Source organism: Klebsiella pneumoniae subsp. pneumoniae HS11286, from assembly GCF_000240185.1.
In the GTDB taxonomy this organism is placed as follows: Bacteria; Pseudomonadota; Gammaproteobacteria; order Enterobacterales; family Enterobacteriaceae; genus Klebsiella; species Klebsiella pneumoniae.
Map to the genome: position 1 here is coordinate 147,932 of NC_016845.1, position 21,216 is coordinate 169,147.

At 57.9% G+C, this 21,216-nt stretch carries 19 protein-coding genes; 14 read left to right on the forward strand and 5 right to left on the reverse strand.

Annotated elements, in window-relative coordinates; genetic code table 11:
• Positions 1-92 precede the first annotated feature (92 nt).
• From KPHS_01300 to KPHS_01430, 14 genes are all read left to right on the forward strand, one after another.
• Positions 93-1,352 carry a transcription termination factor Rho gene (locus KPHS_01300; protein ID YP_005224430.1) on the forward strand — a complete coding sequence of 420 codons (1,260 nt, stop codon included), beginning with the start codon at positions 93-95 and terminating at the stop codon, positions 1,350-1,352.
• A 240-nt stretch (positions 1,353-1,592) separates the two neighbouring features.
• Entirely contained in the window at positions 1,593-2,696 is a 1,104-nt protein-coding gene (locus tag KPHS_01310) for a UDP-GlcNAc:undecaprenylphosphate GlcNAc-1-phosphate transferase (protein YP_005224431.1), read from the forward strand.
• 43 nt (positions 2,697-2,739) lie between these two features.
• Entirely contained in the window at positions 2,740-3,756 is a 1,017-nt protein-coding gene (locus tag KPHS_01320) for a lipopolysaccharide biosynthesis protein WzzE (protein ID YP_005224432.1), read from the forward strand.
• Positions 3,757-3,857: 101 nt separating this feature from the next.
• On the forward strand, positions 3,858-4,943 hold the full coding sequence (locus KPHS_01330) for a UDP-N-acetylglucosamine 2-epimerase (RefSeq protein ID YP_005224433.1): 1,086 nt from the start codon (positions 3,858-3,860) through the stop codon (positions 4,941-4,943).
• A complete protein-coding gene (locus tag KPHS_01340) occupies positions 4,940-6,202 on the forward strand; it encodes a UDP-N-acetyl-D-mannosaminuronic acid dehydrogenase (RefSeq protein ID YP_005224434.1) in 1,263 nt (420 codons plus the stop codon). The genes KPHS_01330 and KPHS_01340 overlap by 4 nt, the downstream gene beginning before the upstream one ends.
• Complete coding sequence (locus KPHS_01350) at positions 6,199-7,266, forward strand: dTDP-glucose 4,6-dehydratase (protein ID YP_005224435.1); 1,068 nt, start codon at positions 6,199-6,201, stop codon at positions 7,264-7,266. Before KPHS_01340 ends, KPHS_01350 begins: the two co-directional genes overlap by 4 nt.
• An 18-nt stretch (positions 7,267-7,284) precedes the next feature.
• Entirely contained in the window at positions 7,285-8,166 is an 882-nt protein-coding gene (locus KPHS_01360; protein YP_005224436.1) for a glucose-1-phosphate thymidylyltransferase, read from the forward strand.
• Positions 8,144-8,818 (forward strand): TDP-fucosamine acetyltransferase, encoded by a 675-nt coding sequence (locus KPHS_01370; protein YP_005224437.1) that lies wholly within the window; start codon positions 8,144-8,146, stop codon positions 8,816-8,818. The genes KPHS_01360 and KPHS_01370 overlap by 23 nt, the downstream gene beginning before the upstream one ends.
• Before the next feature lie 5 nt (positions 8,819-8,823).
• On the forward strand, positions 8,824-9,954 hold the full coding sequence (locus KPHS_01380) for a TDP-4-oxo-6-deoxy-D-glucose transaminase (RefSeq protein ID YP_005224438.1): 1,131 nt from the start codon (positions 8,824-8,826) through the stop codon (positions 9,952-9,954).
• Position 9,955: 1 nt separating this feature from the next.
• Positions 9,956-11,206 (forward strand): entero common antigen translocase, encoded by a 1,251-nt coding sequence (locus KPHS_01390; RefSeq protein ID YP_005224439.1) that lies wholly within the window; start codon positions 9,956-9,958, stop codon positions 11,204-11,206.
• Entirely contained in the window at positions 11,203-12,279 is a 1,077-nt protein-coding gene (locus tag KPHS_01400; RefSeq protein YP_005224440.1) for a 4-alpha-L-fucosyltransferase, read from the forward strand. The genes KPHS_01390 and KPHS_01400 overlap by 4 nt, the downstream gene beginning before the upstream one ends.
• Positions 12,276-13,622, forward strand: coding sequence for a common antigen polymerase (locus KPHS_01410; RefSeq protein YP_005224441.1), 1,347 nt, complete (start codon positions 12,276-12,278; stop codon positions 13,620-13,622). The genes KPHS_01400 and KPHS_01410 overlap by 4 nt, the downstream gene beginning before the upstream one ends.
• An 11-nt stretch (positions 13,623-13,633) precedes the next feature.
• Positions 13,634-14,374: a putative UDP-N-acetyl-D-mannosaminuronic acid transferase gene (locus KPHS_01420; RefSeq protein ID YP_005224442.1), complete on the forward strand. Its 741-nt coding sequence runs from the start codon at positions 13,634-13,636 to the stop codon at positions 14,372-14,374.
• 205 nt (positions 14,375-14,579) lie between these two features.
• On the forward strand, positions 14,580-15,965 hold the full coding sequence (locus tag KPHS_01430; RefSeq protein ID YP_005224443.1) for a putative amino acid/amine transport protein: 1,386 nt from the start codon (positions 14,580-14,582) through the stop codon (positions 15,963-15,965).
• 820 nt (positions 15,966-16,785) lie between these two features.
• Here the strand turns inward: KPHS_01430 and KPHS_01440 are convergent.
• From KPHS_01440 to KPHS_01480, 5 genes are read right to left on the reverse strand one after another with little or no spacing between them, the layout of a single operon-like run.
• On the reverse strand, positions 16,786-16,959 hold the full coding sequence (locus KPHS_01440; RefSeq protein ID YP_005224444.1) for a hypothetical protein: 174 nt from the start codon (positions 16,957-16,959) through the stop codon (positions 16,786-16,788).
• Positions 16,960-16,965: 6 nt separating this feature from the next.
• On the reverse strand, positions 16,966-18,162 hold the full coding sequence (locus KPHS_01450) for a protoheme IX biogenesis protein HemY (RefSeq protein ID YP_005224445.1): 1,197 nt from the start codon (positions 18,160-18,162) through the stop codon (positions 16,966-16,968).
• A gap of 3 nt (positions 18,163-18,165) precedes the next feature.
• The gene (locus tag KPHS_01460; RefSeq protein ID YP_005224446.1) at positions 18,166-19,347 is read right to left on the reverse strand and encodes a uroporphyrinogen III methylase; all 1,182 of its coding nucleotides are present in this window, start codon (positions 19,345-19,347) and stop codon (positions 18,166-18,168) included.
• 21 nt (positions 19,348-19,368) lie between these two features.
• Positions 19,369-20,109 (reverse strand): uroporphyrinogen-III synthase, encoded by a 741-nt coding sequence (locus tag KPHS_01470; protein ID YP_005224447.1) that lies wholly within the window; start codon positions 20,107-20,109, stop codon positions 19,369-19,371.
• Positions 20,106-21,047, reverse strand: a complete 942-nt coding sequence (locus tag KPHS_01480) for a porphobilinogen deaminase (RefSeq protein YP_005224448.1) — start codon at positions 21,045-21,047, stop codon at positions 20,106-20,108. Before KPHS_01480 ends, KPHS_01470 begins: the two co-directional genes overlap by 4 nt.
• Between the last annotated feature and the right edge of the window lie 169 nt (positions 21,048-21,216).

The window sequence follows — 21,216 nt, forward strand, 5'->3', positions numbered from 1 at the left end:
GATGAAGGCCGTTAACAGGCATGGAAGTTCCTGCCATACCATTCACAACATTAAGTTCGAGATTTACCCCGAGTTTAAGAACCCACACCACTATGAATCTTACCGAATTAAAGAATACGCCGGTTTCTGAGCTGATTACTCTCGGCGAAAATATGGGGCTGGAAAACCTGGCTCGTATGCGTAAGCAGGATATTATTTTTGCCATCCTCAAGCAGCATTCGAAGAGTGGCGAAGATATCTTTGGCGACGGCGTACTGGAGATACTGCAGGATGGATTTGGATTCCTCCGCTCCGCAGACAGCTCCTACCTCGCCGGCCCTGACGACATCTACGTATCCCCCAGCCAAATCCGCCGTTTCAACCTCCGCACTGGTGACACCATTTCCGGTAAGATTCGTCCTCCGAAAGAGGGTGAACGTTACTTTGCGCTGCTGAAAGTTAACGAAGTTAACTACGACAAGCCGGAAAACGCGCGTAACAAGATCCTGTTCGAGAACTTAACGCCGCTGCACGCGAACTCTCGCCTGCGTATGGAGCGTGGTAACGGTTCTACCGAAGACTTAACCGCTCGCGTACTGGATCTGGCCTCCCCGATTGGCCGCGGCCAGCGTGGTCTGATCGTCGCGCCGCCGAAGGCCGGTAAAACCATGCTGCTGCAGAATATCGCGCAGAGCATCGCATACAACCACCCGGACTGTGTCCTGATGGTACTGCTGATCGACGAACGTCCGGAAGAAGTGACCGAGATGCAGCGTCTGGTGAAAGGTGAAGTGGTTGCTTCCACCTTTGACGAGCCGGCATCCCGTCACGTGCAGGTTGCCGAGATGGTTATTGAGAAAGCGAAACGTCTGGTTGAACACAAGAAAGACGTTATCATCCTGCTCGACTCTATTACCCGTCTGGCGCGTGCCTACAACACCGTGGTTCCGGCTTCCGGTAAAGTGTTGACCGGTGGTGTGGACGCCAACGCCCTGCACCGTCCGAAGCGTTTCTTTGGTGCGGCACGTAACGTCGAGGAGGGCGGTAGCCTGACCATCATCGCCACGGCGCTGATCGACACCGGTTCCAAAATGGACGAAGTTATCTACGAAGAGTTTAAAGGCACCGGTAACATGGAACTGCACCTCTCTCGTAAGATTGCTGAAAAACGCGTCTTCCCGGCTATCGACTACAACCGTTCCGGTACCCGTAAAGAAGAGCTGCTTACCACTCAGGAAGAGCTGCAGAAAATGTGGATCCTGCGCAAAATTATCCATCCGATGGGTGAGATTGATGCGATGGAATTCCTCATCAATAAGCTGGCAATGACCAAGACGAATGATGACTTCTTCGATATGATGAAGCGCTCGTAAGGTAAAAAAAGCCAAAAACGCCACGCCTTTGCGTGGCGTTTTCATTTTGGGGTTTGTATGATCCAGAGACAGAGAAAGCGGGACGAAAGTTGTCGTATAATGGCGCCGGATAGCAGGCGGAGACAGCTTTAACAGACTAAAATCTATACAATAAATTTGTAATGTTCTGCTTTTCCCCTTCTGGAGTTGGGGCATCATCGCTATACTTCCCGGATTAACTATGCTGAGAGCACATGCGTTGTGAATTTACTCACTGCTATTACTGAATTAATCAGTATTTTCTTATTCACGACCCTCTTTATTTTTGTCGCGCGGAAAGTGGCAAAAAAGATCGGGTTAGTGGATAAACCCAACTATCGCAAACGGCATCAGGGGTTGATTCCGTTGGTCGGTGGTATCTCAGTTTATGCAGGTATCTGTTTCACTTTCGCCATCGCCGATTATTATATTCCTCACGCCTCGCTGTATCTGGCCTGCGCGGGGGTATTGGTGCTGGTTGGCGCGCTTGACGATCGCTTCGACATCAGCGTGAAAATTCGCGCGGTCATTCAGGCCGCGATCGCCGTGATTATGATGATGGCAGGGAATCTGCATCTGAGTAGTTTGGGCTTTATTTTTGGCTCGTGGGAACTGGTGCTGGGGCCCTTCGGCTTCTTCCTGACGCTGTTTGCCGTCTGGGCCGCTATCAATGCGTTCAACATGGTCGATGGTATCGACGGCCTGCTCGGCGGACTGTCATCGGTCTCTTTTGCGGCGACCGGGATTATCCTTTGGTTTGATGGTCAGTACAGCCTGGCGATGTGGTGTTTCGCGATGATCGCCGCCATTCTGCCCTATATTCTTCTCAATCTTGGCGCCCTCGGCCGCCGCTATAAAGTCTTTATGGGTGACGCCGGCAGCACGATGATTGGCTTCACCATCATCTGGATCCTGCTGGAAACCACGCAAGGTAAAACGCATCCCATTAGCCCGGTGACCGCGCTGTGGATTATCGCTATCCCGTTGATGGACATGGTGGCGATTATGTATCGCCGCCTGCGCAAAGGCATGAGTCCTTTCTCACCGGACCGTCAGCATATTCATCATTTGATCATGCGCGCCGGGTTTACTTCCCGCCAGGCGTTTGTCCTGATTACCCTGGCCGCCGCCCTGCTGGCGCTGGTTGGCGTCGTGGCGGAATACACCCGCATTGTGCCGGAATGGGTGATGTTAATTCTCTTTTTGGTAGCCTTCTTTCTTTATGGCTACTGTATTAAGCGCGCCTGGAAAGTGGCGCGCCTGGTTAAGCGCATCAGACGCAGAATTCGGCGACACAGCGGCAATAATCCGAAACTAACCAAGTAGAGCTGGGGATGTGATGACTCAACCATTACCGGGAGCACAAGCAGTGAACGTTGAGAACGAGCTGGATATTCGCGGGCTGTTTCGCGCTTTATGGGCAGGAAAAGGCTGGATAGTCGGCGGCGCCGTACTCTTCGCCGCCATCGTGCTGGTGTACACCTTCTTTGCTCGCCAGGAGTGGAGCGCCACGGCGATCACCGATCGGCCTACTGTCAATATGTTGGGGGGATACTATTCCCAACAGCAGTTCTTACGCAATCTGGACATTAAAGCCGACCTCGCCTCGGTCGACCAGCCTTCCGCCATGGATGAAGCGTATAAAGAGTTCATCATGCAGCTGGCCTCCTGGGATACCCGGCGCGATTTCTGGCTGCAAACGGACTACTACAAGCAGCGTCAGTCGGGTAATGCCCGCGCTGATGCGGCGATGCTGGATGACCTGATTAACAATATCCAGTTTATGCCAGGCGATGCGGCCAAGAGCATTAACGACAGCGTCAAACTGACCGCCGAGACCGGGCAGGATGCCAATAATCTGTTGCGTCAGTATGTGGCCTTCGCCAGCCAGCGGGCGGCAGGCCATCTTAACGACGAACTTAAAGGCGCCTGGGCGGCGCGGACGGTGCAGATGAAGGCGCAGGTGAAGCGCCAGGAAGAGGTGGCCGAGGCCATCTTCAACCGCCGGACGCACAGCGTGGAGCAGGCGCTGAAGGTGGCTCAGCAGCACAATATTTCACGTAGCGAAACGGATGTTCCTGCCGATCAGTTGCCGGATTCAGAGCTATTTTTATTGGGCAGGCCGATGCTGCAGGCCAGGCTGGAAAACCTGCAGGCCGTCGGGCCGGAATATGACCTCGATTACGACCAGAACCGCGCCATGCTGAGCACGTTGAACGTCGGTCCAACGTTAGATCCGCGTTTTCAGACTTACCGGTATTTGCGGACGCCGGAAGAACCTGTAAAACGCGATAGCCCGCGCCGTGTATTTCTGATGGTGATGTGGGGGATTGTGGGTGCGCTCATCGGCGCAGGCGTGGCGTTATCGCGTCGTCGTGTCCTGTGATTGCGGCCTGTGGTGAAGGGCAGATGACCTTCATCGCCTAATCGAAGAGAATCGATGTGAAAGTACTAACTGTATTTGGCACGAGGCCGGAAGCCATCAAGATGGCGCCTCTGGTCCATGCGCTGGCAAAGGATCCTCATTTTGAGGCGAAAGTATGCGTGACCGCGCAGCATCGGGAGATGCTCGATCAGGTGTTGAAACTTTTCTCTATTGTCCCGGACTACGATCTCAACATCATGAAGCCGGGGCAGGGGCTGACCGAGATCACCTGTCGCATCCTTGAAGGGCTGAAGCCGGTGCTGGAGTCGTTTAAACCCGACGTGGTGCTGGTGCATGGCGATACCACCACCACCATGGCGGCGAGCCTGGCGGCGTTTTACCAGCGGATACCGGTGGGTCACGTAGAGGCCGGCCTGCGCACCGGCGATTTAAGTTCGCCGTGGCCGGAAGAAGGCAACCGTACGTTGACCGGCCATCTGGCGACATACCATTTCGCCCCCACGGAAACCTCGCGGCAGAACCTGCTGCGGGAAAATATTGCCGACAGTCGGATCACGGTTACCGGGAATACGGTCATTGACGCCCTGTTCTGGGTGCGGGATCGGGTGCTGGGTGATGAAGCGCTACGGGAGACCCTGCTGCAGCGCTATCCTTTCATCAGCCACGGTAAAAAGATGATTCTGGTTACCGGCCACCGGCGGGAAAGCTTTGGGCTCGGTTTTGAACAGATCTGCCAGGCGCTGGCCGAGATAGCCCATACCCACCCTGAGGTGCAGATTGTCTATCCGGTTCACCTGAATCCTAATGTCAGCGAGCCGGTGAATCGTATTCTTGGTCATATTGACAATGTGATGTTGATTGAACCGCAGGATTACCTGCCGTTCGTCTGGCTGATGGATCGCGCCTGGCTGATCCTGACCGATTCCGGCGGCATTCAGGAAGAGGCCCCCTCGCTGGGTAAGCCGGTGCTGGTCATGCGCGATATGACCGAACGTCCGGAAGCGGTGGCCGCCGGCACCGTGTGTCTGGTGGGCACCGACAGCCAGCGCATCGTCGCGGAAGTGACGCGACTGCTGGAGGATGATGCTGCATACCAGGCGATGAGCCGCGCGCATAATCCCTATGGCGATGGCGAAGCATGTCGTCGCATTTTGTCTGCACTTAAAAATAATCAGGTAACGCTATGAGTTTTTCTACCATTTCAGTGATTGGCCTTGGCTATATCGGGCTGCCAACCGCTGCCGCGTTCGCCTCCCGGCAGAAGCGGGTGGTCGGCGTTGATGTTAATCAACATGCCGTGGAGACCATTAACCGTGGAGAGATTCATATCGTGGAGCCGGATCTGGCGAGCGTGGTGAAGACCGCGGTCGAGCAGGGGTATTTAAGCGCCACCACCACCCCGGTGGAGGCGGATGCTTACCTGATTGCCGTGCCGACGCCGTTTAAAGATCGCCACGAGCCGGATATGGTGTTTGTCGAGTCGGCCGCCAAATCTATTGCGCCGACGTTAAAGAAAGGCTCGCTGGTGATCCTCGAGTCCACTTCGCCGGTCGGGTCGACCGAACAGATGGCCGAGTGGCTGGCGGAGATGCGCCCGGATCTTAGCTTCCCCCAGCAGGTGGGTGAAGCGGCGGACGTGAATATCGCCTACTGCCCGGAGCGGGTATTGCCCGGTCAGGTGATGGTCGAGCTGATTAAAAACGACCGCGTTATCGGCGGCATGTCGCCGGTCTGCTCCGCTCGCGCCAGCGAGCTGTATAAAATCTTCCTTGAAGGCGAATGCGTGGTGACCAACTCGCGCACCGCCGAGATGTGCAAGCTGACGGAAAACAGCTTCCGCGACGTCAACATCGCTTTTGCCAACGAGCTGTCGCTGATTTGCGCCGACCAGGGGATTAACGTCTGGGAGCTGATCCGCCTGGCGAACCGCCATCCGCGCGTCAATATCCTGCAGCCGGGCCCGGGTGTTGGCGGCCACTGTATCGCCGTCGACCCATGGTTTATCGTGGCGCAAAACCCGCAGCAGGCGCGTCTGATCCGCACCGCTCGCGAGGTCAACGACCACAAGCCGGAATGGGTTATCGAACAGGTGAAAGCGCAGGTGGCGGACTGCCTGAATGCCACCAACAAGCGGGCCAGCGAACTGACGATCGCCTGTTTTGGCCTCGCTTTTAAACCGAATATTGACGACCTGCGCGAAAGTCCGGCGATGGAAATTGCCGCGCAGATTGCCCGCTGGCACAGCGGCACGACCCAGGTGGTTGAGCCCAACATTCACGCGCTGCCGAAGAAACTCGATGGACTGTGTACGCTGGCGACCCTTGAGGCGGCGCTGGCCAGCGCCGATGTGCTGGTGATGCTGGTCGATCACAATGAATTTAAAGCCGTTAGCGGCGATAGCGTCACCCAGGCGTTTATCGTTGACACCAAAGGAGTGTGGCGGTGAGAACCATTCTGGTCACCGGCGGCGCGGGCTTCATTGGTTCGGCGGTAGTGCGGGAGATTATCCAGCACACCGCCGATCGCGTGGTGGTGGTGGATAAACTGACCTACGCCGGCAATTTAATGTCGCTGGCGCCGGTGGCGCAGGATGCGCGTTTCGCCTTTGAACAGGTGGATATCTGCGACCGCGCCGAGCTGGATCGCATTTTTCGTCAGCATCAACCGGATACGGTGATGCACCTGGCGGCGGAAAGCCATGTCGATCGTTCGATTGACGGCCCGGCGGCGTTTATCGAGACCAATATCGTGGGCACCTATACGCTGCTGGAGGCGGCCCGTAGCTGGTGGAATACCCTGGCTACGGCGCAAAAATCGGCGTTTCGCTTCCATCACATCTCCACCGATGAAGTGTATGGCGATCTGCACGGCAGCGATGATTTCTTTACCGAGACCACGCCCTATGCGCCAAGCAGCCCCTATTCGGCTTCGAAAGCCAGCAGCGACCACCTGGTGCGCGCCTGGCTGCGAACCTATGGCCTGCCGACGCTTATCACCAACTGCTCAAATAACTACGGCCCGTATCACTTTCCCGAGAAGCTGATCCCGCTGACGATCCTTAACGCGCTGGCGGGCAAGCCGCTGCCGGTGTATGGCAATGGACAACAGATCCGCGACTGGCTGTACGTGGAAGATCACGCCAGAGCGCTGTATCTGGTGGCGACCCGCGGCGAACCGGGCGAAACTTACAATATCGGCGGTCATAACGAACGGAAAAATATCGAGGTGGTGGAAACCATTTGTCAGCTGCTGGAAGAGCTGGCGCCGGATAAGCCGCAGGGCGTGGCGCACTATCGCGATCTGATCGCCTTCGTTGCCGATCGTCCGGGCCACGATCTGCGCTATGCCATTGATGCCTCGAAGATTGCCCGCGAGCTGGGCTGGACGCCGGCAGAGACTTTCACCTCCGGTATGCGTAAGACCGTGGCGTGGTATCTGGCGAACGAGGCCTGGTGGCGTCAGGTTCAGGACGGAAGCTATCAGGGCGAGCGTCTTGGGCTGCAAAGCTAATCATCTCTGGGGGGAATGATGAAAGGTATTATTCTGGCAGGCGGTTCCGGAACGCGGCTACATCCCATCACCCGCGGCGTATCGAAGCAGCTGTTGCCGATCTACGATAAGCCGATGATCTACTACCCGCTGTCGGTATTAATGCTGGCCGGGATCCGTGAGATCCTGATTATCACCACGCCGGACGACCTACGTGATTTCCAGCGCCTGCTCGGCGATGGCTCAGAGTTTGGCATTGCGCTGCACTATGCCGTACAGCCGACGCCGGATGGTTTAGCCCAGGCGTTTATCATCGGAGAAGCCTTTCTTAACGGCGAACCGGCGTGTCTGGTGTTAGGCGACAATATCTTCTTCGGCCAAAGCTTTAGCCCGAAGCTGCGCAGCGTCGCTGCCCGCACGGAAGGGGCGACGATTTTTGGCTATCAGGTGATGGATCCTGAGCGCTTTGGCGTGGTGGAGTTTGATGATAACTTCCGTGCGCTATCGCTGGAAGAGAAGCCGAAGCAGCCGAAGTCGAACTGGGCGGTCACCGGTCTCTATTTCTACGATGGCAAGGTGACGGAGTATGCCAAACGGGTCAAGCCATCCGAGCGCGGCGAGCTGGAAATCACCTCCATCAACCAGATGTATCTGGAGGATGGCGCATTGACCGTCGAACTGCTTGGACGCGGCTTTGCCTGGCTGGACACCGGCACCCACGATAGCCTGATCGAGGCCAGCATGTTCGTGCAGACCGTCGAGAAGCGCCAGGGCTTTAAAATCGCCTGTCTGGAAGAGATCGGCTGGCGTAACGGCTGGCTGGACGACGACGGCGTCAAACGTGCGGCGAAGCGGCTGGAAAAAACCGGCTACGGCCAATATCTGCTGGATCTGCTCCGTGCCCGTCCGCGCCAGTATTGACCCCCTGGAGTGGGAGAACCGCTTCTTTGCCGTGAACAGCGCGATCGTGCGCTTTGACGAGCACGCGCCGCGGCTGACGCCTGAGGCGCTGGCGGGGTGGTCGCGAGTGCAGGCGAAGATCGCCGCCAGCGACACCGTCCGGCTGGACGCGCTGCAGCGGCTGGGTTTTCAGCTGGTGGAAGGTGAGGTCGATCTGGCGCTGCCGGTGGGCAGCCCTGCAGATGCCGGCGCAGACGTCGCCGTGGAAGCGGATATTGCGCCGCTGCGCGAGCAGGCGGCGCAGGCATTTGCCATGAGCCGCTTTCGCGCGCCCTGGTACGCTGCCGACGCCAGCGGCCGCTTCTATGCCCAGTGGATTGAAAATGCGGTGCGCGGCACCTTCGATCATCAGTGCCTGATTTACCGCCATCCTGAGGGCGATATTCGCGCCTTTGTCTCCCTGCGGCAGATCACTGCGACCGAAGCGCGTATCGGCCTGCTGGCCGGACGCGGCGCCGGGGCGCAGTTGATGCAGGCGGCGCGGTACTGGGCCGCCTCGCGCGGACTTTCTACACTGCGGGTGGCGACCCAGATGGGCAACACCGCCGCGCTTAAACGTTATATTCTCAGCGGTGCTAACGTGGAAAGCACCGCCTACTGGCTATACAGGTGACCCCCATGATCCCATTTAACGCGCCGCCGGTGGTTGGAACCGAGCTTGATTACATGCAGTCTGCGATGAACAGCGGCAAGCTGTGCGGCGACGGCGGCTTTACGCGCCGCTGCCAGCAGTGGATGGAGCAGCGATTTGGCACGGCAAAAGCGCTACTGACCCCTTCCTGCACGGCTTCGCTGGAGATGGCCGCGCTGCTGCTGGATATCCAGCCGGGCGACGAAGTGATTATGCCCAGCTATACCTTTGTCTCCACCGCCAACGCCTTTGTGCTGCGCGGGGCGAAAATCGTCTTCGTTGATATCCGTCGCGATACGATGAATATCGACGAAACGCTCATCGAAGCCGCCATCACCGATAAAACCCGGGCGATTGTCCCGGTGCATTATGCCGGCGTAGCCTGCGAGATGGACACCATCATGGCCATCGCCGACAAATACAACCTGTTTGTGGTGGAAGACGCCGCACAGGGGGTGATGTCCACCTACAAGGGGCGCGCGCTGGGCACCATCGGCCATATCGGCTGCTTCAGCTTCCATGAAACCAAAAACTACACCGCCGGCGGTGAGGGCGGGGCGACGCTGATCAACGATCGCACGCTGGTGGAACGCGCGGAGATTATTCGCGAAAAAGGCACCAACCGCAGCCAGTTCTTTCGCGGCCTGGTGGATAAATATACCTGGCGGGACATTGGCTCCAGCTATCTGATGTCCGACCTGCAGGCCGCCTATCTGTGGGCGCAGCTGGAAGCGGCGGAGCGCATCAACCAGCAGCGCCTGGCCCTGTGGCAGAACTACTATGATGCGCTGCTGCCGCTGGCGCGCGCCGGGCGTATCGAACTGCCGACGGTTCCGGCCGACTGCGGGCAAAACGCGCACATGTTCTACATTAAGCTGCGCGATATCGAGGATCGCAGCAGACTGATCGCCTGGCTGAAAGAGGCGGAGATCCTCGCGGTATTCCATTACATTCCCCTGCACAGCTGCCCGGCAGGCGAACAGTTCGGCGAATTCCGCGGTGAAGACCGCTACACCACTCAGGAGAGCGAGCGTCTGGTACGCCTGCCGCTGTTTTACAATCTGTCTGTGGTGAACCAGCGGACGGTGATTAACTCGCTGCTGAGCTACTTCTCCTGATATGTCGTTAGCAAAAGCCTCACTGTGGACGGCGGCATCGACGCTGGTCAAAATCGGCGCCGGTCTGCTGGTCGTCAAGCTGCTGGCCGTCTCGTTTGGGCCGGCGGGCGTTGGCCAGGCCGGTAACTTCCGGCAACTGGTCACCGTACTCGGCGTGCTGGCCGGGGCCGGGATATTTAATGGCGTCACGAAGCTGGTGGCGCAGCATCACGACGATCCCCCGCGCCTGAAGCAGGTGGTGGGCACCTCGTCGGCGATGGTGCTTGGCTTTTCCACCCTGCTGGCGCTGGTATTTTTACTGGCGGCGGCGCCGATAAGCCAGGGGCTGTTCGGCCATACGCACTATCAGGGGCTGGTACGCCTGGTGGCGCTGGTGCAGATGGGGATCGCCTGGGCGAATTTCCTGCTGGCGCTGATGAAAGGCTTTCGCGATGCGGCGGGTAACGCCTTCTCGCTGATTGCCGGGAGCCTGATCGGCGTGGCGGCTTACTATGCTTGCTACGTGTTGGGAGGCTATCAGGGCGCGCTGCTGGGGCTGGCGTTAGTTCCAGCGCTGGTGGTGGTCCCGGCGGGTATTATGCTCTGGCGGCGGGGTAATATCCCGCTGAGCGCCCTGCGTCCGCGCTGGGATAACGGTCTGGCGGGACAGCTATCGAAATTTACCCTGATGGCGCTGATAACCTCGGTGACCCTGCCGGTAGCCTATGTGATGATGCGTAATCTGCTGGCGGCGCATTACGGCTGGGAGGCGGTCGGGATCTGGCAGGGGGTGAGCAGCATCTCCGATGCCTACCTGCAGTTTATTACCGCCTCGTTTAGCGTCTATCTGCTGCCGACGCTGTCGCGGCTGAGCGCCAAAACGGATATCACCCGCGAGATAGTCAAGTCGCTGAAATTCGTCCTGCCGGCAGTAGCGGCGGCGAGCCTGACGGTCTGGCTGCTGCGCGATTTTGCCATCTGGCTGCTGTTTTCCGATCGCTTTACCGCGATGCGTGACCTGTTTGCCTGGCAGCTGGTGGGCGACGTTTTAAAAGTAGGCGCTTACGTCTATGGCTATCTGGTGATCGCCAAAGCGTCGCTGCGTTTTTATATTCTGACGGAAATCAGCCAGTTCGCACTGCTGACCGCATTCTCACACTGGCTTATACCGGCGCACGGCGCGGTTGGCGCGGCGCAGGCATATATGGCCACTTATATTGTTTATTTCGCCCTTTGTAGTGGCGTGTTTTTACTCTGGCGTAAACGGGCATGACAGCACTGATACATGTACTGGGATCGGATATCCCGCATCATAACCAGACCGTACTGCGGTTCTTTAACGACGAACTGGCCGCCGACCCGCAGGCCAGGAGATTTATGATCGTCGGTGATGAGGCCAGCGTGCGTGATGGGTATCCGGCGCTGGATGTCACCTGCTATCCGGGGAAGAAATCGCTGGCGCAGGCAGTGATTGCTACCGCGAAAGCCAACCGCCAGCAGCGCTTTTTCTTCCACGGCCAGTTCAATACCGGGCTGTGGCTGGCGCTGTTGAGCGGCGGCATCCGCCCGTCGCAGTTTAACTGGCATATCTGGGGGGCGGATCTGTATGAAAATTCTGCCAGCCTGAAGTTTCGCCTGTTCTATCCGCTGCGCCGTATGGCGCAGGGGCGGGTAGGGCGCGTTTTCGCCACCCGCGGCGATCTCAGCTGGTTCGCTAACCGCCATCCGCGCGTCCCGGGCGAGCTGCTCTACTTCCCGACCCGTATGGATCCGGCGCTGAATACCCTGGCCGATAACGCTCCGCGCGGTGATACCCTGACTATTCTGGTCGGCAACTCCGGGGATCGCAGCAATGAACATATTGCCGCGCTGAAGGCAATCCATCAGCAGTTTGGCGATACGGTAAACGTCATCGTGCCGATGGGCTATCCAGCGAAAAACGACGCCTATATCAATGAGGTTCGCGAGGCGGGGGCGGCGCTGTTTAGCGGTGAGCATCTGCAGATCCTCAGCGAGAAGCTGGAGTTTCATGATTATCTGGCGCTGCTGCGCCGCTGCGATCTGGGCTATTTTCTGTTTGCCCGCCAGCAGGGGATCGGCACCCTGTGTCTGCTGATTCAGGCGGGCATCCCCTGCGTGCTCAATCGGGAAAACCCGTTCTGGCAGGATATGGCCGAGCAGCATGTGCCGGTGCTGTTCACCAGCGACGCGCTGGACGTCAGCGTGGTGCGCGAAGCGCAGCGTCAGCTGGCGAGCGTGGATAAATCCGCTATCGCCTTCTTCCGGCCGAACTATCTGACGGGCTGGCGGCGGGCGCTACGGTTAGCGGCGGAGGGGCAGGCATGACGTTAATGCAATTTAGCGGGCTGCTGGTGGTCTGGCTGCTGTCGACGCTGTTCATCGTCACCGCCACCTGGTTTGAGTTCCGTCGGGTACGCTTTAACTTCAACGTTTTTTTCTCGTTGCTGTTTCTGCTGACCTTTTTCTTCGGCTTCCCGCTGACCAGTATTCTGGTGTTCCGCTTTGACGTCAGCGTGGCGCCGCCGGAGATTTTGCTGCAGACGCTGCTGATCGCGGTGTGCTTCTACGCAGTCTACTACGTGACCTATAAAACGCGGCTGCGTTCGGCATCGCGTGAGGTTGCGCATCGCCCGCTGTTTACCATGAACCGGGTGGAAACCCATCTGGCGTGGGGCATTTTGATGGGGCTGGCGCTGCTGTGCGTCGGCATCTTCTTCGCCCACAACGGTTTCCTGCTGTTTAAGCTCAACTCCTACAGCCAGATTTTCTCTGCTGAAGTGTCCGGCGTGGCGTTGAAGCGCTTCTTTTACTTCTTTATTCCGGCGATGCTGGTGGTCTATTTTCTGCGCCAGGATTATAAGGCATGGATCTTCTTCCTCGTCAGCACGGTGGCCTTTGGTTTGCTGACCTACGCCATCGTCGGCGGGACCCGCGCCAATATCATCATCGCCTTCGCCATCTTTCTGTTCATCGGTATTATTCGCGGCTGGATCAGCCTGTGGATGCTGGCGGCGGCGGGTGTGCTGGGTATTGTCGGCATGTTCTGGCTGGCGCTGAAGCGCTACGGGATGAACGTCAGCGGCGACGAAGCGTTTTATACCTTCCTCTATCTCACACGCGATACCTTCTCACCGTGGGAGAACCTGGCGCTGCTGCTGCAGAACTACGACAAGATCGATTTCCAGGGTCTGGCGCCGATGATCCGCGACTTCTACGTCTTTATCCCCAGCTGGATGTGGCACGGTCGCCCGACGATGGTGCTCAATACCGCCAACTACTTTACCTGGGAAGTATTAAACAACCATTCGGGGCTGGCGATTTCGCCGACGCTGATTGGCTCGCTGGTGGTGATGGGCGGCGTCTGGTTCGTACCGCTGGGCGCCGTGGCGGTAGGGTTGATTATTAAATGGTTCGACTGGCTGTATGAGCTGGGCAACCGGGAGAGCAATCGCTATAAAGCGGCTATCCTGCACAGTTTCTGTTTCGGCGCTATCTTCAACATGATAGTGCTGGCGCGCGAGGGGCTGGATTCGTTCGGCTCCCGCGTGGTGTTTTTCCTCGTGATCTTTGGTATCTGCTTGCTGGCGGCGAAACTGCTGTACTGGTTCCTGGATAGCGTGGGACTGATTCATAAGCGCGTAAAACCGCTTTCGCAACCGCAAGTCTGAGAAGGATGGACATGACTGGGACCATTTCCGCGCCGTTGTACCTGTTAAGAGGGCTGCAGCTTATAGGCTGGCGCGATATGCCGCACGCTCTGGATTATTTGTTTGCCGATGGCGTTCTCCGCGAGGGGACGCTGGTGGCCATTAATGCTGAGAAAATGCTGGCCGCAGAGGATAACCCGGAGGTACGGGCGCTGATTGAGGCGGCGGAGTTTAAATATGCCGATGGCATCAGCGTGGTGCGTTCGCTGCGCAAAAAATACCCGCAGGCCCAGGTATCCCGCGTCGCCGGGGCCGATCTCTGGGAAGCGTTAATGCAGCGCGCCGGCGCTGAAGGGACACCGGTGTTTTTGGTTGGTGGTAAACCTGAGGTCCTGGCGCAGACAGAATCCAGGCTGCGTCAGCGCTGGCAGGTGAACATCGTCGGCAGCCAGGACGGTTATTTCACCCCTGAGCAACGCCAGGCATTGTTCGAACGCATTCGCGACAGCGGGGCGAAAATCGTCACCGTCGCGATGGGGTCGCCGCGCCAGGAGATCTTTATGCGCGACTGCCGGCGCCTGTATCCGCACGCGCTGTATATGGGCGTCGGCGGCACTTACGATGTTTTTACCGGGCACGTCCATCGGGCGCCGAAGTTCTGGCAGGATCTGGGGCTGGAGTGGTTCTATCGCCTGCTTTTGCAGCCGAGCCGTATCAAAAGACAGTTCCGTCTGCTGCGCTATTTACGTTGGCATTATTCCGGTAAGCTCTGATATTCCACTGCAACCAGGCGAGTTTGCATACATATTCTGTGTAATCTCTTCACTCGCCTGATACTTTATTTGCCATTTCCGCAAAATTAATTAACCATTCGCAGGCTTCATACGCGCCGGGGAGACCTGCGCGTCGGCAAGGCTATGGTTTCAGTTAATAACAATAACCGGGAGTACCCGGAATACGGCAAACACAAGAGGATATATGACTGAGAAAAAAGCGGAGCTCCAGCGTGGACTGGAGGCCCGGCATATTGAACTGATCGCCCTTGGCGGGACGATTGGCGTGGGGTTGTTTATGGGGGCGGCCAGTACCTTGAAATGGGCTGGGCCTTCCGTGCTGCTGGCGTACATTATCGCTGGCCTGTTCGTCTTTTTCATTATGCGCTCAATGGGCGAAATGCTGTTCCTTGAGCCTGTCACAGGCTCCTTCGCGGTGTATGCGCATCGCTATATGAGCCCCTTCTTCGGCTATCTGACCGCGTGGTCCTACTGGTTTATGTGGATGGCGGTGGGGATCTCGGAGATTACCGCCATCGGGGTCTATGTGCAGTTCTGGTTCCCGGAGATGGCGCAGTGGATCCCGGCGTTGATTGCCGTGGGGCTGGTGGCGTTGGCTAACCTCGCGGCGGTCCGGCTATACGGTGAAATCGAGTTCTGGTTCGCCATGATAAAAGTGACCACCATTATCGTGATGATCGTCGTGGGTCTGGGCGTCATTTTCTTCGGCTTTGGCAACGGCGGCCACTCCATCGGTTTTGGTAATCTCACCGAACATGGTGGTTTCTTTGCCGGCGGCTGGAAGGGCTTCCTGACGGCGCTGTGTATCGTGGTCGCGTCCTATCAGGGGGTGGAGCTCATCGGCATTACCGCAGGTGAAGCGAAAAACCCGCAGGTGACGCTGCGCAGCGCGGTGGGCAAAGTGCTGTGGCGGATCCTGATTTTCTACGTCGGCGCGATTTTTGTTATCGTCACTATCTTCCCGTGGGATCAAATCGGCTCCAACGGCAGCCCGTTCGTACTGACGTTTGCCAAAATCGGTATTACCGCGGCGGCGGGAATTATCAACTTCGTGGTGCTGACGGCAGCGCTTTCCGGCTGCAACAGCGGAATGTACAGCTGCGGACGTATGCTGTACGCCCTGGCGAAGAACCGTCAGCTGCCGGCGGCGATCGGTAAGGTATCGCGCAACGGCGTTCCGTCCGTCGGTGTGGCGCTGTCGATTCTGATCCTGCTGGTGGGCTCCTGCCTGAATTACATTATTCCTAATCCGCAGCGGGTGTTCGTCTATGTCTATAGCGCCAGCGTCCTGCCGGGGATGGTGCCCTGGTTTGTGATCCTGATTAGTCAGCTGCGTTTCCGTCGCGTGCATCAGGCGGCGATTGCCAGCCATCCGTTCCGTTCGCTGCTGTTTCCGTGGGCCAACTATTTCACGATGGCCTTCCTGATCTGCGTGCTGGTCGGGATGGGACTGAATGATGAAACCCGCATGTCGCTCTTCGTCGGCATTATTTTTCTGGCCGCCGTCACCCTGATTTATAAGGTGTTTGGCCTCGGAAGACAGGGGCAAGTCAATAATACGGCTGAATAACCATCAAAACGAACAAAGCATGAGCAAACGATAATTTTCTTTAAAAAGGCACTAGACAGCGGGGTAGGAAGTCCGTATTATCCGACCCCGCAACGGCGCTAAGCGCCCGTAGCTCAGCTGGATAGAGCGCTGCCCTCCGGAGGCAGAGGTCTCAGGTTCGAATCCTGTCGGGCGCACCATTAACCCGGTGCTGGAGCTGCGGTGGTTTTAATACCGCGTAAAAGGTTTGCAGTGGTGGCTATAGCTCAGTTGGTAGAGCCCTGGATTGTGATTCCAGTTGTCGTGGGTTCGAATCCCATTAGCCACCCCATTATTTGATAGAGTTGTGAATTTGCGAAGGTGGCGGAATTGGTAGACGCGCTAGCTTCAGGTGTTAGTGTTCTTACGGACGTGGGGGTTCAAGTCCCCCCCCTCGCACCACGACTTTAACGAATTGAACTAAAAATTCAAAAAGCAGTATTTCGGCGAGTAGCGCAGCTTGGTAGCGCAACTGGTTTGGGACCAGTGGGTCGGAGGTTCGAATCCTCTCTCGCCGACCAATTTTGAACCCCGCTTCGGCGGGGTTTTTTGTTTTCTGCTGCCGGCCGCCATCTCTTATTTCTCTGATCTTGCTGATAAAAAATCTTCTCTTTGCTTAAGAATACGCGTCAGGAAAACTCTCAATTCATCACTGTGGTAGATGCAATTTCCCCGGATCCTGTGCGATAATAACCGGGTAGATGCTCATTCCATCTCTTATGTTCGCCTTCGTGCCTCATAAACTCCGGAATGATGCAGAGCCGTTCTTACGGTGCTTATCGTCCACTGACAGATGTCGCATTTATGCCTCATCAAACACCATGGACATTACGTTGAGTGAAGCACCCAATTTGTTGTCAAACAGACCTGTTTTAACGCCTGCCCTGATTTCAGCGCAGGCGTTTTTTTCTTTCGGGGATCCGTCAATGTGAAGGCGGGGGAGAAGGGCTATCGCCCCGCAGGAGGCGATAGCCATGCCAGGTTATGGCTGAGGATTATTCTGCAGCGTCAGCAGCAGTCCATCTCGGCGCATAGCGGCGGCTTCTTCCGGCTGATGCAGGCGGTCCAGGACATCCGCCAGCCAGGCGTAATCAAAGGCATCCGGACGCTGCTTAAGCGCGGCGCGGAAGGCGATGCTGGCCTCCTGCCATTCGCCGTGCCGCATCAGCGACTGGCCCAGGGTGCTCCACAGCAGCGGACGGTCGCCAACGGCTTTGATCTGCTGGCGCAGCACTTTCTCCAGCTGTTCCGGGTTATTGGTCTTCAGACGCGGGATCGGCATCACCAGACGGTCATCATACTGTTTCTTCAGACCATCAATGATAATTTGCTGCGCGGTATCGTGATCGTCGCTCTCGATGAGGCGCTCGGCCATCGCCACCTGCAGCGGCACCAGCGCCCGCGTTTTACGGCTCTGGTTGCGCCACCATTCGCGTAGTCCTTCGCTGCCGCCATCGGCCAGCGCTTTATCCATCAGGCCAACCCAGGCCAGCTGTTCCAGCGCCGCACGGTGCGCTTCATCGCCGACGTTAGCTTTCGCCATCGACGGAATGATGTCCAGCAGCGACTGCCAGGCGCCGGTGCGGGTGTATGCCTGTTCGGCGAGGCGCAGCACTTCCGGATGACGCGGGGTAATTTCCAGCAGCTTATCGATGCCATGGCGCGCGGCGTGATTTTCATTACGCGCCAGCTGCAGGCGAACGCGAGTGATTTCCACCGGGATCAGGTCATCGCCCGCCAGCTCGGTGGCGCGCTCCAGATGCTGGTTGGCCCGCGCTTCATCGCCGCGCTGCTGGGCCGCTTCCGCCGCCAGCAGATAGTTCACCACCGGCTGTTCGGCGTGATCGGCATTTTTCGCCATCAGCTTCTCAACCTGCTGGTAATCACCTTCCGCCAGCTTAAGCAGCGCCTGCTCGGTTTGCTTACGCGCGCGACGGCGTTTACGGCCGACAAACCAGCCGCGCGTATGCGCCCCGGTGCGGAAAATGCGGCGCAGCAGCCATTCAATGGCGAACAGCACCACCATGGCGAGGATCAGGATGATCACCAGCCCGGTCACGCTGGTCTCGATATTGTAATTATCGGTCTGGATCAGGACGTAGCCCTGATGCCCGGCGATCATCGGGCCAAGCACGATCCCGGCGATCAACAGCGCGAAGAGTAAAAGAATTTTCAGCATGCGTTACTCTCCTTGCGGCGCAGCGGGGGCGGCCGGCGCAGCAGGTGCGGGCGAAGGCGCGCCGCCCGCGGTAACGGCAGGCTGCGCCATCAGGTTGCGCACTCGGGTCTGCATCAGTTTTTCCAGCAACGCCTGGCTCTGCAGCGTTTCCGGCACCGTCATGGTAATGCTTTGCTGACTGAGCTTATCCACCTCGTCGAGGAAGGCTTTGGTGGTGGCGTCATCGGTATCATAATAGGCGCGTACCCAGGTCGAGACGTTATCCAGCGACTGTTTCCAGGTCTCTTCCTGATGGCGCGGAACTGCCTGCGCGGCGACCAGCAGGCGAGAGCGAATATTTTCCCGCAGATAGATATCCTGATTCGGCGCCAGCAGCGGGACCGCCGTTTCATCGCGGCGGCGCACGGTGATAAAGCTGTCCATAAAGTTCTGCCAGCTTTTCTGCAGGTTGACGCGCCATTCGCTGATAGAGCTGGAAAGCTCATCGCTATCAGCGTCCATCGGCGAATCGTCATCGTTATTATCGGCCAGCCGCAGGTTATCGATTTGGTTCGCCAGCTGATTAACCTTGAGGATCATGCCGTCGTAGTCCACCTGGCTTACCGCGGAGAGGGTGGCGATGTCGTCGGTGATCGCCCGGCGGGCGCCGATGAGGCTTGGGTCGTTCATGTCGGCGAGGCTGGCGTCAGCGCTTTTCAGCAGCGCGGCGGCGGTGGTGACATCCTGATCGCTCCACAGCTTACGTCCCGCCAGCTTGACGAGGAAGTCGGCCTGGGCCAGCAGCCAGGTTTTGGCATCGCTACCGGAAATCACCGCCACTTTTTGCTGCAGCTCATCCAACTGTTTGGCCAGCGTCTCCTGCTGGTGTTTGGCTTCGTTTAGCTGGTCGGCCTGCTGTTTGATAACACCTTCCAGTTCACTTTTTTGATTTTCCTGCGCTTTTTGCAGCGCCGCGACCTGGCTTGCTAATTCAGAGGTAGTTGCGTTTTGCCGCGTGGCCTGTTGTTTGTTCAGGCCATACAGGCCGATGCCGGCGGCTATCGCAATGGCGATAGCGATCGCGCTGAGCGCCAGGCTGGTTTTATTGCCTGCCTTCTTCTTCTCAGTATTCTCTGGCTGTGGTGTGGTCTCCACGGCCTCCCTGGTCTCTTCAACCACGGCGGATTGATTTTGTTGTTCCGTCATTATGGCTTCCAATGTTGAGAGTTATTGTAATGCGCGTAGCAGCGCATCGTTGTCGGCGCTATCGGCAACCTGAATCTCCTGCCAGCCCAGTTCCCGGGCCTGAAGGGCCAGACGTTCGCTGACAACGACAACGCGGCAGTGCAGGAGCCACTGTTCGCGATACCATTGCGGTATTAACGACCATAGCTGCTGCAGCATCTCGCCGCTGGTGACCACCAGCGTGGTGACTCCGCGAGATTGCCAGCGCATCGCTTCTTCTGCGCCATCGTAATGTTTTGCACTACGTTGATAACATTCACAAAATGTGACCCTGGCGCCGCGCTCGGTCAGCGTCGCGCCTAAGAGTTCCCGCCCGCCATTGCCGCGTAGGATCAGCGCATTTTTCCCGGCAATGTTTTGTAATTCAGGTAATTGTAGCAAGACTTCGCTAATTTCCCGATCTAACGGATAATGGATATGCTGCCCACTGACCGTATGCAGGGCCAGCGCCGTCGTGCGGCCAATGGCAAAATAGCGCGGAGAAGTGGGCCAGGGCAGGCCCTGCTGCTGCAGACGGGCATGGGCGAATTCCACCGCATGCTGGGATAGCGCAAATAGCAGATCGTCGGGCCCCAGTCGGGCAAGCGCATCGCCCAGCGCGGGAAGCTCCCTGCCGGGCGTAAATTCTATCAGCGGAAAGCTCCAGGCCACGCGTCCCATGGCCCGCAGACGGCTGACCAGCGCTTCTCCTTGCGGTAGTGGACGAGTGACCAGGATGCTCATCGCGGGGCTTCTCCATCATAAACCGCCGCGAGAATCTCGCGGGCGCCATTATCCAGAAGCTCTTCCGCCAGCGAGATGCCGAGGGCTTCCGCCTGTTCCGCTGGCCCGCGTCGTTCGCCGCGCACCAGCTGTGAACCATCCGGAGCGCCAACCAGCGCCCGCAGCCACAGTTCCCCGTCCTTCAGTTCCGCATAGCTGCCGATCGGCACCTGGCAGCCGCCTTCGAGGCGGGTGTTCATCGCCCGCTCGGCGCGCACGCGCACCGCCGTTTCCGTATGGTTGAGAGGCGCTAACAGCCCCCGGGTCCATGCATCATCAAGACGGCATTCGATGCCGACCGCGCCCTGGCCGACCGCCGGCAGAGATTGCTCAGGCGACAGCGGCTGGCGAATACGCGCTTCCAGCTGCAGGCGCTTCAGGCCGGCGGCGGCGAGGATGATGGCGTCGTACTCGCCGTTATCCAGCTTACTCAGCCGGGTACCGACGTTACCGCGCAGAGAGCGGATCGCCAGGTCCGGACGGGTGGCGGCCAGCTGGCACTGACGGCGTAAACTTGACGTGCCAACGACGCTGCCGGCCGGCAGTTCGTCAATCGAGGCATAGCGATTGGAGACAAACGCGTCGCGCGGATCGTCGCGCTCGCAGATAGTCACCAGCCCCAGGCCCTCCGGGAATTCCACCGGCACATCTTTCATCGAATGGACGGCGATATCGGCGCGCCCTTCGAGCATGGCGAGCTCTAACTCTTTCACAAATAAGCCTTTGCCCCCCACCTTTGCCAGCGGAGTATCAAGGATGACATCCCCGCGCGTGACCATCGGCACCAGCTCGACCTTCAGTCCGGGATGCGCTTGTTCCAGGCGCGCTTTAACATACTGCGCCTGCCATAGCGCAAGCGGGCTTTGCCGTGTGGCAATTTTCAAAACTTTGTCTAACATGCTTGTTACCGTCATTATCGACCACTATCCATCCTAACATTGTTGTCTTACGGATGTTAGTTTTCACGGTTTATGTGGGAGGTGGCTCCGGCCCACTCTTTTTTAACCTTTCATGCGCGTGGCGGTTGCCGGAGGCGTAGTGAGGAATTTACAGATAATAAACGGTGCT

Excerpts from the sequence above, each read along its gene's own strand:
- KPHS_01300 (YP_005224430.1), top strand. The coding sequence starts at position 93 with ATGAATCTTACCGAATTAAAGAATACGCCGGTTTCTGAGCTGATTACT.
- KPHS_01330 (YP_005224433.1), top strand. The coding sequence starts at position 3,858 with ATGGCGCCTCTGGTCCATGCGCTGGCAAAGGATCCTCATTTTGAGGCG.
- KPHS_01340 (YP_005224434.1), top strand. The coding sequence starts at position 4,940 with ATGAGTTTTTCTACCATTTCAGTGATTGGCCTTGGCTATATCGGGCTG.
- KPHS_01360 (YP_005224436.1), top strand. The coding sequence starts at position 7,285 with ATGAAAGGTATTATTCTGGCAGGCGGTTCCGGAACGCGGCTACATCCC.
- KPHS_01380 (YP_005224438.1), top strand. The coding sequence starts at position 8,824 with ATGATCCCATTTAACGCGCCGCCGGTGGTTGGAACCGAGCTTGATTAC.
- KPHS_01390 (YP_005224439.1), top strand. The coding sequence starts at position 9,956 with ATGTCGTTAGCAAAAGCCTCACTGTGGACGGCGGCATCGACGCTGGTC.
- KPHS_01400 (YP_005224440.1), top strand. The coding sequence starts at position 11,203 with ATGACAGCACTGATACATGTACTGGGATCGGATATCCCGCATCATAAC.
- KPHS_01410 (YP_005224441.1), top strand. The coding sequence starts at position 12,276 with ATGACGTTAATGCAATTTAGCGGGCTGCTGGTGGTCTGGCTGCTGTCG.
- KPHS_01420 (YP_005224442.1), top strand. The coding sequence starts at position 13,634 with ATGACTGGGACCATTTCCGCGCCGTTGTACCTGTTAAGAGGGCTGCAG.
- KPHS_01430 (YP_005224443.1), top strand. The coding sequence starts at position 14,580 with ATGACTGAGAAAAAAGCGGAGCTCCAGCGTGGACTGGAGGCCCGGCAT.
- KPHS_01440 (YP_005224444.1), bottom strand. The coding sequence starts at position 16,959 with ATGGCTATCGCCTCCTGCGGGGCGATAGCCCTTCTCCCCCGCCTTCAC.
- KPHS_01450 (YP_005224445.1), bottom strand. The coding sequence starts at position 18,162 with ATGCTGAAAATTCTTTTACTCTTCGCGCTGTTGATCGCCGGGATCGTG.
- KPHS_01460 (YP_005224446.1), bottom strand. The coding sequence starts at position 19,347 with ATGACGGAACAACAAAATCAATCCGCCGTGGTTGAAGAGACCAGGGAG.
- KPHS_01470 (YP_005224447.1), bottom strand. The coding sequence starts at position 20,109 with ATGAGCATCCTGGTCACTCGTCCACTACCGCAAGGAGAAGCGCTGGTC.
- KPHS_01480 (YP_005224448.1), bottom strand. The coding sequence starts at position 21,047 with ATGTTAGACAAAGTTTTGAAAATTGCCACACGGCAAAGCCCGCTTGCG.